The organism is Desulfonatronospira sp. (assembly GCA_003563255.1).
GTDB lineage: Bacteria > Desulfobacterota > Desulfovibrionia > Desulfovibrionales > Desulfonatronovibrionaceae > Desulfonatronospira.
The window spans coordinates 1-12711 of record PWSL01000207.1; the positions used below are offsets into that span (position 1 = coordinate 1).

At 53.6% G+C, this 12711-nt stretch carries 10 protein-coding genes; all 10 read left to right on the plus strand.

The genetic code is table 11. From position 1 onward, the window contains the following. Positions 1-152: 152 nt before the first annotated feature. A complete protein-coding gene (locus QZP87_RS06090) occupies positions 153-638 on the plus strand; it encodes an NAD(P)H-dependent oxidoreductase subunit E (RefSeq protein WP_291322034.1) in 486 nt (161 codons plus the stop codon). A gap of 82 nt (positions 639-720) precedes the next feature. Further along, on the plus strand, positions 721-3045 hold the full coding sequence (locus QZP87_RS06095) for an NADH-ubiquinone oxidoreductase-F iron-sulfur binding region domain-containing protein (protein ID WP_291322035.1): 2325 nt from the start codon (positions 721-723) through the stop codon (positions 3043-3045). 30 nt (positions 3046-3075) lie between these two features. After that, positions 3076-3483, plus strand: a complete 408-nt coding sequence (locus QZP87_RS06100) for a CBS domain-containing protein (protein ID WP_291322036.1) — start codon at positions 3076-3078, stop codon at positions 3481-3483. 37 nt (positions 3484-3520) lie between these two features. Next, positions 3521-4165, plus strand: coding sequence for an NADH-ubiquinone oxidoreductase-F iron-sulfur binding region domain-containing protein (locus QZP87_RS06105; protein WP_291322037.1), 645 nt, complete (start codon positions 3521-3523; stop codon positions 4163-4165). Then, a complete protein-coding gene (locus tag QZP87_RS06110; protein ID WP_291322038.1) occupies positions 4150-6198 on the plus strand; it encodes a molybdopterin-dependent oxidoreductase in 2049 nt (682 codons plus the stop codon). The genes QZP87_RS06105 and QZP87_RS06110 overlap by 16 nt, the downstream gene beginning before the upstream one ends. Positions 6199-6389: 191 nt before the next feature. Beyond that, positions 6390-6851 (plus strand): NAD(P)H-dependent oxidoreductase subunit E, encoded by a 462-nt coding sequence (locus tag QZP87_RS06115; RefSeq protein WP_291322039.1) that lies wholly within the window; start codon positions 6390-6392, stop codon positions 6849-6851. Between the two features lie 56 nt (positions 6852-6907). Further along, the gene (locus QZP87_RS06120; RefSeq protein WP_291322040.1) at positions 6908-8689 is read left to right on the plus strand and encodes an NADH-ubiquinone oxidoreductase-F iron-sulfur binding region domain-containing protein; all 1782 of its coding nucleotides are present in this window, start codon (positions 6908-6910) and stop codon (positions 8687-8689) included. A 7-nt stretch (positions 8690-8696) separates the two neighbouring features. Then, positions 8697-11489 carry a formate dehydrogenase subunit alpha gene (gene fdhF, locus QZP87_RS06125; RefSeq protein WP_291322041.1) on the plus strand — a complete coding sequence of 931 codons (2793 nt, stop codon included), beginning with the start codon at positions 8697-8699 and terminating at the stop codon, positions 11487-11489. Continuing rightward, positions 11482-11937, plus strand: coding sequence for a cyclic nucleotide-binding domain-containing protein (locus tag QZP87_RS06130; protein ID WP_291322042.1), 456 nt, complete (start codon positions 11482-11484; stop codon positions 11935-11937). Before fdhF ends, QZP87_RS06130 begins: the two co-directional genes overlap by 8 nt. Positions 11938-12115: 178 nt before the next feature. Continuing rightward, the coding region (locus QZP87_RS06135; RefSeq protein ID WP_291322043.1) for a tetrahydrofolate dehydrogenase/cyclohydrolase catalytic domain-containing protein at positions 12116-12711 on the plus strand (596 nt) is incomplete at its 3' end.

A 12711-nucleotide genomic window follows, 5' to 3' on the forward strand; every position in this document is an offset into this window, starting at 1 on the left:
GATCTGTGGGCAGTAGTCTTTTTCTTAAAAAATAAGTGCGGAACATTTACAGTGCCAAGAGCTGAACCCCCGTCATGGCTCAAATTTTTCTTGTTTTTTGTGACAGGGTTTCAGGAGTAAGCCACTAAAAGCATAACAGGGGACAAATATCTATGAAGTTGGAAGATATGAACTTTGATGAAAAAATGGGCGAACTGAGTGCCATCATCGGCGAGGAGGAGAGGAAAAGGGGAATACTTATTCCGGCCCTGCACCAGATCCAGAACAAGTCGGGCTATCTTGATCCCGAAGAACTCAAAGAACTTTCCGAGTCCCTGAACATATCCCTGACCGAAATATACAGCGTGGCCAGCTTCTACAAGATGTTTCACTTCAAGCCCAGGGGCAGAAAGGTGGTCAAGGTATGCATGGGGACAGCCTGCTATGTGCGTGGGGCCAAGGTGGTTCTGGACTCTTTGTCAGAAGAGTTCGACGTCAAGGACGGGGCAACCACAAAAGATCTAACCATGACCCTGGAGACGGTGGGTTGCGTAGGCTGCTGCGGTCTGGCTCCAGTGGTCACCTGCAACGAAGAGGTGGTGGGCGAGATAGACGGCAAAAAACTGGATGAATTCATCAATTCCATTAAAGAGGAATAGAGGCAGGGGGTTGACCCATTTTATTCCCCGGCTGAAACCAAAGGCGGAGGGCCTGCGGTCAAATACATAAGGAGCAGTATTGATGGAGAGGCTTAAAAGTATAAAGGATCTCAAATCCCTGGAAGGGTCACTGCGTCGGCAGGAAGGAAAAGGAGCCAAGGTCAGGGCGTCTGTTTGCTGCGGTTTGCCCTGTACTGCCCTGGGTTCTCAGGAGATCGCCCGGGAACTGGCTGACGAGTCAGCCAGGCAGGGGATAGAGTTCGATATAGTCAAGACCGGGTGCCAGGGTCTTTGCCAGAAAGGTCCCCTGATGCAGGTGGAGCCTTACGGGTATTTTTACCAGCAGGTAAAGCCTGATCGCAGCGGAGAAATTGTCTCCAAGACCATGGGAAGCGGTCAGCCCGTGCGCGGGTTTCTATACCGGGATTCCTACCTGGATACCGTAAAGCAACAGATCCAGGAGGTCCCATTTTACAGCAAACAGGTGAAAATAGCTCTGCGCAACACCGGCAGGGTGGATCCCAATGATATTCACCAGTATATTGCCGCCGGCGGGTTCAAGGCCGTGGAAAAGATGTTTTCCAGAATGAGCCCCGATGATGTCCTGGAGGAGGTCAAAAAGGCCAACCTGCGGGGAAGGGGAGGGGCAGGCTTTCCTGCCGGTTTTAAATGGGCCCATACCAAGCGTTCCGGCAAGGGAGTGCCCAAGCTGGTGATAGCCAACGGGGACGAAGGCGATCCCGGGGCCTTCATGGATCGCTCCATCATGGAAGGTGACCCCTTCAGCCTGCTGGAAGGAATGCTCATCTGTGCATACTCCATTGATGCCAATTTCGGTTTCATCTACGTGCGCCACGAATACCCCCTGGCCATTAAGACTCTGGAAACGGCCATCAGGCAGGCGGAAGCCATGGGCCTTCTGGGCAGGAATATCCTGGGCACAGGCTTTGATTTCAGCGTGTTCATCAAGGAAGGCGCCGGGGCCTTTGTATGCGGTGAAGCCACATCTCTGGTAGCCTCCCTGGAAGGACAGAGAGGTTTTCCCAGGGCCAGGCCTCCGAGGCTTTCCGAAGTAGGGGGCGGGGCCTGGGGGTATCCTTCCAATCTCAATAATATCGAGACCTATGCCTGTGTACCACCCATTATCGAAAAAGGAGCGGACTGGTTTCTGGGCATAGGCACTCCCGGTTCCCCGGGCACCAAAGTGTTTTCTCTGGCGGGCAAGGTCAAAAACACCGGTCTGGTGGAGGTCCCTATGGGGATCACCCTGCGCGAGATAGTGGAGGAAATCGGCGGAGGGATACTGGGCGACAGGAAGTTCAAGGCCATTCAGACCGGGGGGCCTTCCGGCGGATGCATCCCGGAACAGTACCTGGACCTGCCTGTGGATTTTGATTCCCTGTGGCAGGTGGGTTCCATGATGGGATCCGGGGGCATGGTGGTCATGGACGAAAGCGACTGCATGGTGGATATAGCCAAGTTTTTCCTGGCCTTCTGCCAGTCCGAGTCCTGCGGTAAATGTCCCCCGTGCAGGGTGGGGACCTACCAGATGCTGCAGATCATGGAGCGCATCACTTCCGGGCAGGGAGAACCAGGCGATATCGAAAGGCTGGAGAAGCTCATCGAGACCGTGGGGGAAGGGTCCCTGTGCGGACTGGGCAGAAGCGCCCCCAACCCGGTGGCTACTACACTGAGATATTTCCGGGAAGAATACGAGGAGCACATCCATGACAAGTATTGCCGGGCCAATGTCTGCAGCGGCATGGGCGTTTTCACCATCGACCAGAAGGCCTGCATCCTGTGCGGGCTGTGCAGGGAGGCCTGTGCCTTTGATGCTGTCAGGGAGAGGCGAACCAGCTATTTCATAGACCAGGAATACTGCACCAAGTGCAAGGCCTGTTTTGAGGTCTGCCCTGTAGGAGCGGTCAAGGTAAAGAAGAAGGCTCAGATTGCCGTGGAAAAAATCAAAATACCCTATGAAGCAATGGTTTCAGTCAAACGCAAGGCCAAACTGACCTTGTGGGATGTTCTCAAATCCAAACCGCATGTGGTAATAACCATATATCATGATTCTACGGTTGCCGACGCCATCAGGACCCTGCATGACCGCAATGTCAGCAGTGTTTTCGTGGTGGATGACAACGCAAAGCTCATCGGGATCTTCACTGAGCGCGATGTGGTGCATTGCTACAACAGGGGCTTTTCCTGCCAGGATACACCTGTGGGACAGGTGGCCCGAAAGGATCTTATCAAATTCGAACCGTCCATGGGCATCAGTTCGGCCATCCTCATCGCTTCCAGGAACAAAAAGAGGCATATGCCCATCGTGGACGGAGACAGGATCCTGGGCATGGTGACTTTCAGGGACCTGGTTTCATACCTGTTGCCTGAAATAAGCTACATTTAAACCAAGCCGGGAATAACAGGAGAGAACCAAATGCTACTGCAAGATATACTGGATTCCAAGCTGGCCCAGGTGGTCAAGGTGCACCAGGACGAGACCGTGGCCGAGACCATTAAAATCCTGGAAGATATGAACGTCAGCGGTGTGTTCGTTGTGGACGACAATGACAGGCTCAGCGGCATATTCACGGAAAAGGACGTGGTATACTGCTTCGCCACCGGGGTGCAGGCCGCTGATACAAGGGTAAGGGAAGTTGGAAGGGGCGAGCTTATTACTTTTGAGGCCTCCACCCAGGTCAGCGAAGCACTGTCTGTGGCCTCCAAAAAAAAGATGCGGCATCTGCCCATAGTAGAAGGGGACGAAATAAAAGGTATGATCACATACAGAGACCTTGTGTCCCATGTCCTGCCCGAGATATGCTTCATGGCCGAGGCCATGTAGGAAATAAGAACAACCGCATCAATGAGCAGAGGTGACAATGAGCACGGAAAACTATGTGGAAGAAAAGCCGAAAAAACTAAAAGATATAAGGAAGGAAGCAGAAGAACGGGCCTGCCCGGTGCAGCAGATGCAGTATTTTATTGACGAGTTCCTGGACAAACCCATGTGTGGTAAATGTTACCCCTGCGCCCTGGGTACAGGGGAGGCCCAGATCCGGGTGGCCAGACTGGCCAGCCGGGAGGCCGGGGTTGACGGCCGGGACCTGGACCTGCTTATGCGCATCGGAGACAACATGGTCCGGGGCTCCCTGTGCAAAAGGGGCAAGGACACCGGGGAGTTTATCCTGGAGCTGCTTGAGAATTCCCGGGATGAAATCATGGAGCATGTATCCCGGTCATGTCCAAGCAGGGAATGTAAAAGCCTGGTCAGATATGAAATAGTTCCTGAGCTCTGCACCATGTGCGGGGAATGTAAAAAGGTATGCAGATATAACGCTGTACTCGGCGAGACCAGAAAGCCTTATTTCACCGGATATCAGCCCTTTGAGATCAGGCTGAAAAGGTGCACCGGGTGCGGGGAATGCGTGGACGTTTGCCCTGAAGGGGCTATAGTTGTCGGATCCAATCCAAGAAAAGAAGACCATAGTCAAGATATTAGGAGGTTTGAATGGGTAAGCAGGTAAAACTCCGGATAGACGGCCAGGAAGTCCAGGCTCCCGCCGGGATGAATCTCATAGATGCTGCTGAACTCGCCGGGATTCACATCCCCAATCTGTGCTACCTCAGGGGCATGAAAGGGATAGGCGCCTGCAGGATGTGCCTGGTGGAGGTGGAGGGACTAAAGGCACCAATAATAGCCTGCAATACAAAAGTAAAGCAGGATATGGCGGTTCATACCAGGACCGAAAGAGTCCAGGAAATCAGAAGATTCGTCGTGGATCTTATTTTGTCGATGCATCCCCTGGACTGTGTTACCTGCACCAAGTCCGGTGTCTGCAACCTGCAGGAGTACGCCTACGAATTCGGGCTAAAGGAGAGTTCCTTCAGCAGGAAAAAGTTTACCTATCCGGTAGACGAAGGCAATCCTTTTGTAAAAAGGGACCCGGCCTACTGCATCCTGTGCGGCAGATGTGTGCGGGTGTGCAAGGAACAGGGGACCAATGTCCTGGATTTCATGGGCCGGGGAATCGAATCCAAGGTCATTACAGCTAATGACATGCCCTTGCATGAGTCCGGGTGCACTTTCTGCGGCAGCTGTATAGACGTATGTCCTGTAAGCGCCCTGCGCGAGGCGGACAGGGAGAAGAAGGGCCGGGAGTGGGAGTTTTCCAGGCATGAATCTGTGTGCATGCTTTGCGGCTGCGGTTGTGATATTACCGTAAGCACCAAAGGCGACTTGATCCAGAAGATCAATGCCGGAAGCAGGTCTCCCTCCACTGAACAGCATTTTATTTGCACCTACGGCAGGTTTGGTTACGAGCATGTCGACGGGGGCAAGCGCATTCTTTCTCCCATGGTGCGAAAGGGGGGTCAGCTCCAGGAGGTGTCCATGAAGGATGCCCTGGAGGACCTGGCGGGCAGACTCAAGAAAGCCGGAAAAAACACAGGGTTTATAAGCACGGCTTCTATTCTCAACGAGGATGCCATGACCCTGCAGAGATTTTCCGGAGAAGTAGTCAAGACCTCCAACATTGACTCCACAGCCAGCCTTTATGCCCGGCCGGAACAGCTTGAAAAATCCCAGAAGGCAAAGCTGGACAAGGCTGATCTCATTATCCTGGTGGGGGTAAACCCGTCCCAGTGGACCAGGGTGCTTCCTGCACTGGATGTCGCAGTGCGCAGAAGACTTTCCCGCAAGGGCAGGCTTATAACCATCAATTCCCAGGAAACCGCTTTAGATAAGCTGGCGGAAATAAACTTAAACGGGGACGAGATACAGGCCGTACAAGGCATGATCAAATCTGTCCCGGACCATGGAATCAAGGTGGACCAGAAGCTTTTAAAGCATGTCCAGGAAGCCTCAACGGACAAGAACATGCAGCAGGCGGCCGAGATGTTCGCCGGCAGCAGCAATCCCCTGATCATTTCCGATCCTGCTTTTTTTGACGTTGCATCCAACCTGGCCTGGATCAAGGGGCAGGCCATGGCCATGCCCCTGGAAAGCAACGCCCGGGGTGTGGTGCTCATGGGTGTCAAAAGCAAGGACAATACTTTTCAGGATATGGCGGCTGTGGAGCATGGCCTGGTGCAGCGGGGCAGAAGCACTGTAAAGCTTCTTTACGCCGTGGGTGATGTGCCTTTGAGCAAAAAGCCTGACGGTGTGGATTTCCTTGTGGTGCAGTCCTCAAGCTTTACCGGCCTGGCCAGGGAGGCGGACATGGTCCTGCCTGCAGCCACTTACCTGGAGTCCTCCGGGAGCATGGTGGATTACCTGGGGCAACTAAAGACAGTGGAGCAGGCCATAGAACCCCGGGGTGAATCAAAAACCCACCGGGATATATTTGTACAGCTGGCCAAAAACATGGGAGCCACCCTGAAAAAGCCCACCTTTTCGGAAGTAAAAAAGGCAGCCGGTACAGAGGTCATCCTGTCGGTTGCGGATATGTCCAGAAAGGAAGCGTTCCAGGAAACCCCGGAATCCTATCTGCAGGCCCTCAATGCCCCGGTGCTTGAAACCTCCAGGCTCCTGTGGCTTAAAGAGTCCGGTATGACTTAGATCTGCTTTTAATGGCCGGGTATAATGCATAAACCAGATAGTTATCCGGCCATTTTACATTACACAGCTCCGCTTTTCCCCGCTGGACAGGGCTGAATTCAGACCCTACGGTTTTTTTGCCCATAAAAAAGTTATTTTCAGTCAACCATCTGAAACACAAGTAAAAGCATCAGAAAGCCAGGGATGACACAATGGACCATGTCTTGGATAAAGTAATTGAAAATTACCATGAAAACGAGGGCAATGCCCTGACTCTTTTGCAGGACCTGGAGGAAAATTTCGGATATGTCCCGCAAGAAAGTGTTTATGAACTGTCGGACAGGCTGAACATCCCACCCAGCCGGTTTTTCGGCATAGCAACTTTTTTTTCCCAGCTGCACCTCAAGCCCAGGGGCAAAAATATCATTACCGTCTGCCGCGGCACCCCCTGCCACGTCAAAGGATCGGAAAAAATCCTGAGCCGCATGCGCATGGAACTGGACATCCCCCCCGAGGAGGAGACCTCCGAGGACCGCATGTTTACCGTGGAAGAGGTCAACTGTGTGGGGGCCTGTGGAATGGCCCCTGTTGTAGTTATAAACCAGCAGGTCCAGGGCGAAGTGAACATCAAGAAGATGATTAAGCAGGTAAATGAGCTCCGGGCCGAGGAGTAAGTTGTCCAATGGTAAGTTATTATCAAAGGACTGGGCCAATAACTGGAGTGGTATGAATGGATAACAACTCTGTTGTGATAAAGGTGTGTTCCGGCACCGGAAGCATTTCTGCTGGAGGCGCTGAAGTCCTGCACGCTTTCAGGGAACTGGTGCTTTCTTCTGACCTGGAGGCGAGTTTTCAGGACAGGTGCAGGGCGGACAAGGTGGGCTGCCGGGGATTCTGTGCCCGGGATGTCCTGGTGGACGTGGTCATTGACGGGGAGAAGACCACCTACGAACGTGTCAAGTCAGACATGGTACCCAGGATCTTTGAAGAGCACATTCTGGGGGGGAGTCCTGTTCAGGAATGGACAGCAGACGAGCTGCACCAGTCCTTTCAGGACAACCAGAAAAAAGTCGTACTGGCTCATTGCGGAGAAATCGATCCCGAAGACCTGGATGCCTACCTGAATGTAAAGGGATATGAAGCTGCCCGCAATGCATTCAACGATATGCAGCCCGTGGAAATAATCGAAAAGATCAAACGTTCTAAGCTAAGAGGCAGGGGAGGAGCCGGTTTTTCCACCGGGCACAAATGGGAGTTTGCCTACAAGGTTGACGAAAAGGAGAAATATGTAGTCTGCAACGGCAATGAAAGCGATCCCGGGGCTTTTGCCGACAGGTGCATCATGGAAGGAGATCCCCATGCCGTTATTGAGGGCATGATGATCTGCGCCCGGGCCATAGGGGCCGGGAAAGGCTACATCTATATCCGGGACGGATATTCACTGGCTGTGAAGCGTCTGCGCCTGGCCCTGAAACAGTGCCATGAGCGAGGATTTCTGGGCAAAAACATATTCGAATCAGGGCAGGACCTGGACATAAGGCTTTATCCTGCGCCCGGAGCTTTTATCTGTGGAGAGGCCACCGCCCTGGTGCAGTCAATCGAAGGCAAAAGGGCCATGCCCACCCCCAGGCTGACCCGTACCTCTGAAAACGGGATCCGGGGAAAGCCCACGGTTATCAACAATGCCGAAACTCTGGCCAATGTACCCAAAATTCTTAGAAACGGCGCATCATGGTTTGCAGGACTGGGTACAGATACCAGCGGCGGAACCAAAGTCTTTTCTCTGACAGGCAAGGTGAAAAGCAACGGACTGGTGGAGGTCCCCATGGGAGCCACCTTGAGGGACGTGGTGTACAAGGTGGGCGGCGGCATAGACCAGGACCGGGCTTTCAAGGGCATCCAGCTGGGTGGTCCCACAGGAGGGTGTGTTCCCGAGTCCTGCCTGGACAGCCGGGTGGATTATGAATCCCTGGCCGTAGCCGGAACAATCATGGGCTCCGGGGGCATGGTGGTCCTGGATGAGACCAACTGCATCGTAGACACGGCCAAGTTCTTTCTGGATATCACCCAGGCCGAGTCCTGCGGCAAGTGCACGCCCTGCAGGATCGGCATGCGCAGGATGTACGAGATCCTTGAGCGCATAACCAGTGGAAACGGCCGGGACGGCGACGTGGAACTTCTGGAGGACCTGGGCAGTCATATCCGGACCACTTCGCTTTGCGGTTTCGGCATGACCGCCCCCAACCCGGTGCTGTCCACGGTCAGGTTTTTTCGGGACGAATACAATATACATATCCGGGACAGGAAATGCCCGGCTCTGGTGTGCAAGAGCCTGCTGACATTTTCATGCATAGAAGAGACCTGTACCGGATGCGGCATGTGCAAGCGGGTCTGCCCGGCGGATGCCATCCGGGGAACCAGGAAAAAGCCGCATTTCATCGATCAGGAGTTGTGCGTAAAATGCGGTTCCTGTTTTGACTCCTGCAAATTCGGCGCAATACTCAAAGAGTAGGTGGTATATGGGTTCGAGCAAGGTTACCTTGAATATTGACGGCAAAGAGGTCATAGCGGAAAAAAACAGCACCATCCTGGATGCCGCCAGGAAACTGGAGATAACCATTCCTTCCCTGTGTCACAATCCGGACCTGGTTCCTTTCGGAGGCTGCAGGCTGTGCCTGGTGGAGGTGGCCGGGACATCCAGACCCGTGGCCTCGTGTGCGGCCCTGGTCCAGGAGGGCATGCGGGTTAAAAGCTCCACCAACTATCTGGAGAGGCTCAGAAGGACCAATGTAGAGCTTCTGCTTTCAGACCACCCCAATGACTGCATGCTTTGCGAGCGGGCCGGCAATTGCAAGCTTCAGGAGCTGGCCTATTACTACGGAATCAGGGAAAACAGGTTTGAAGGCATCAGGAGAGAGTACCCGGAGCAGGATAACAACCCCTTTATCCGCAGAGAAATGGAAAAGTGTATTATGTGCGGGCAATGCGTGCGCATATGTGACGAAATCCAGGGAGTGGGAGCCATAGACTTTGCCTACAAGGGCCTCTGGACCAAGGTCAGTCCGCCTTTTGAAAAGGATCTGGACTGCGAGTTCTGCGGGCAGTGCGTAGCTGTATGTCCCACAGGGGCGCTTACCGGCAGGATGTGGGCCAGCAAGGGACGTCAGAAATTCAGGGAAGTGGAAACAGTATGTCCTTATTGCGGCTGCGGCTGCAATATTACTCTGGCTGTGAAAAAGAACGAAATTGCAAGGGTGTACTCCAAAAAAGATACCGTCAACCAGGGCATGCTCTGCGTTAAGGGCAGGTTTGCCTACGATTTCGTGCACAGCCAGGATCGACTGACCAGGCCTCTTATCCGGATCAATCCGGCCAAAGACCTGTATCTGCACCAGGAAAACCCTTACGCGGATTCAAGTTCCAGTGCCGGGTTCAAGCCTGATCCGGCTCAGTTCAGAGAAGCTTCCTGGGAGGAAGCCCTGGACTATACCGCTCTCAGGCTCAAGGAAATAAAGGACCGTCATGGTCCGGACGTAATCGGCGGGCTGGCTTCGGCCAGGTGCACCAACGAGGATAATTACCTTTTTCAGAAGTTCATGCGCATGGCGGTGGGCACCAACAATGTTGACCATTGCGCCAGATACTGACATAGTTCCACCATTGCCGGTCTGGCAACGGTATTCGGTTCAGGAGCCATGACCAATTCCTATGAGGAGATCAAGGACAATGACGTCCTGCTGGTGATCGGCTCCAACACCACAGAGACCCATCCCATTATAGGGCTGGAGATGAAAAAAGCTGTGCGGCGCGGGGCAAAGCTCATTGTCATAGACCCCAGAAAGATCGAACTGGTCAAGTGGTCCCATGACCATCTGCAGCTGAAGCCGGGAACGGACGTAGCCCTGCTCAACTGCATCATGAATGTCATCATCCAGGAAAATCTGGCGGACAAGGCCTATATCGATGAGCGTACCCAGGGCTTTCCGGCCCTGGCCCGGTCTATGGAAAGGTATACCCCCGAGTACGGGGAAGAGGTCACCGGGGTGTCCCGGGAAAATATTATCAGCACCGCACGGCTTTACGCCCGGGCCTCCAGGGCGGGTATTTACTACACCATGGGGGTCACCCAGCACACCCACGGCACGGACAATGTCTTTGCCATTGCCAACCTGGCCCTTATGACCGGCAACCTGGGACGCCGTTCCACCGGGGTTAATCCCCTGCGGGGACAGAATAATGTTCAGGGTTGCACCGATATGGGCTGTGTACCTCCTTTTTTTCCCGGGTATCAAAGTGTGGCTTCTCCAGAGGTCAAAGCAAGGTTCGAAAGGCTGTGGAGGACGACACTTTCATCCAGTCCCGGTCTTACGGCCACGGAAATGATTGATGCCGCTGCCGGGGGGAATTTCAGGGCCCTGTACATTAAAGGAGAAAACCCCGTGGTAAGTGATCCGGATATGCAGCACACGGTAAGGGCCTTGCAGAGCCTGGATTTCCTGGTGGTCCAGGACATCTTCATGACCGAAACGGCCCTGATGGCGGACGTTGTTCTGCCTGCGGCCTGTTTTGCCGAAAAGGAAGGCACCTTCACCAACAGCGAGAGACGGGTGCAGCGGGTGCGCAAGGCCGTGGATCCTCCGGGAGAGGCCAGGGAGGATTCCTGGATCATTGCCCGGCTCTCTTCCAGCATGGGTTATGACATATCTTATGACCGCATCGAGGATGTTTTCAGGGAGGCGGGCAAGGCCTGGCCCGCCCTGGGAGGCATGGACTACCACCGCCTGGAGCACAAAGGTCTGCAGTGGCCCTGCCCCACGAGGGATCACCCCGGAACCCCCTACCTTTTCAAGGGGGCTTTTCCCAAAAGAATACCTGCTTTTACTCCGGTGGATTACCGTCCCTCGGAAGAACTGCCGGACAGTGAATATCCTATGATTCTCAACACCGGCAGGGAGCTTTTCAATTATCATACCGGAACCATGACCAGGAGAAACAAGGCTGTAAACCTGGTTTCTCCCGGGGGATACGTGGAAATTCATCCCGCGGACGCCCGGGAAATTGATATTGAAAACGGACGCATGGTCAGGGTCTCATCCCGCAGGGGCAGTATCAAAGTCCAGGTCAGGATAAGCAGCAGACCTCTGCAGGGGACGGTGTTTATTCCCTTTCATTTTATCGAGGCTGCGGCAAATATGCTCACCAATACCGCGGTGGACCCCATTGCCGGCATCCCGGAACTGAAGGTTTGTGCAGTAAAGCTGGAATCCATGGAAACTACAGGAGTTCTGAAATCAAGGAGAAGTCATGATTGACGCGCAGATTTTGAAAAAGCAGATTTTACTCAAGGATATGGACGAATATGAACTGGGCAAGATTGCCAAAATCGTCCAGAAGGTATCCATAAAACAGGGCGAAGTCCTGTTTCAGGAAGAGGATGAGACCAGAGGACTTTGGCTCATCAACAACGGAAAAATCCAGATATCTAAGATGGCCGCCGACGGTTGGAGGCAGACACTGGTGGTTCTGGGAGAGGGGCATTTTTTCGGGGAACTGGCCATTATTGAGAAGCGCAAGCACGTGTCTAAAGCCGAGGCCATGGAGGACACAGAGCTGTTTCTTATTCCCAAGGAATCCTTTGAAGAACTGGTGGCGGATGACTGCGCCCTGGCCATGGATTTTTTCAAGAGCATGGTGGTGGCCCTGAGCTCCAACCTGAGACGCATGAATGACAAATTCTTAAGTGTTCTCATTAGCTATTAGGCGATCTGCACCGTTGCGCATGGCATATCTGCCGCTCGTCTAAAAAAACATGCAGGCCGGGGTGTAAAAACTTAACCAGAATAAAAGCGTACTGGAAGCAGAAGATTTCGCTGTGTAGACTGACAGGGAGGCACAGTATATTGTTCCCGGCTTCCGGCTTAAAAGGAGGATTTAAACTATGCAGGACAAAATACTCGACGGCAAGGGCGTATCAGCCGCTATCAAGGCAGAGCTGGCTCAGGAAATTCAGGAACTGCAGAAGAAAAACGTAACTCCCGGCCTGGCCGTGGTCCTGGTGGGAGAAGATCCGGCATCCCAGGTGTATGTCAACATGAAGGAAAAGACATGCAACGCCCTGGGAATTGTCTCCCGCAAGCATGTCTTGCCTGCAGACGTATCCGAGGAAAAACTCCTGTCCATGGTGGATGAGCTGAACAATGACCCGGAGATTGACGGCATCCTGGTGCAATTGCCCCTGCCCGGACATATTGATGAAAACAAGGTCCTGGATCGCATCAAGGTAGAGAAAGATGTGGACGGATTCCACCCCGAAAGCATCGGACGGTTGGTGCTGGCTCAGGATGGTTTCAGGGCGGCCACCCCGGCCGGAATCATCGAGCTTTTAAAGCGCAGTAATGTGACCCTGGAAGGCAAGGAGGCCGTGGTCCTGGGCCGCAGCAATATCGTAGGCAAGCCGGTTGCCTTGTTGCTTTTAAACGAAAATGCCACGGTCACCATCGCCCACTCCAGGACTAAAGACCTGGCAGAAGTGAC

Excerpts from the sequence above, each read along its gene's own strand:
- QZP87_RS06090 (WP_291322034.1), top strand. The coding sequence starts at position 153 with ATGAAGTTGGAAGATATGAACTTTGATGAAAAAATGGGCGAACTGAGT.
- QZP87_RS06095 (WP_291322035.1), top strand. The coding sequence starts at position 721 with ATGGAGAGGCTTAAAAGTATAAAGGATCTCAAATCCCTGGAAGGGTCA.
- QZP87_RS06100 (WP_291322036.1), top strand. The coding sequence starts at position 3,076 with ATGCTACTGCAAGATATACTGGATTCCAAGCTGGCCCAGGTGGTCAAG.
- QZP87_RS06105 (WP_291322037.1), top strand. The coding sequence starts at position 3,521 with ATGAGCACGGAAAACTATGTGGAAGAAAAGCCGAAAAAACTAAAAGAT.
- QZP87_RS06110 (WP_291322038.1), top strand. The coding sequence starts at position 4,150 with ATGGGTAAGCAGGTAAAACTCCGGATAGACGGCCAGGAAGTCCAGGCT.
- QZP87_RS06115 (WP_291322039.1), top strand. The coding sequence starts at position 6,390 with ATGGACCATGTCTTGGATAAAGTAATTGAAAATTACCATGAAAACGAG.
- QZP87_RS06120 (WP_291322040.1), top strand. The coding sequence starts at position 6,908 with ATGGATAACAACTCTGTTGTGATAAAGGTGTGTTCCGGCACCGGAAGC.
- QZP87_RS06130 (WP_291322042.1), top strand. The coding sequence starts at position 11,482 with ATGATTGACGCGCAGATTTTGAAAAAGCAGATTTTACTCAAGGATATG.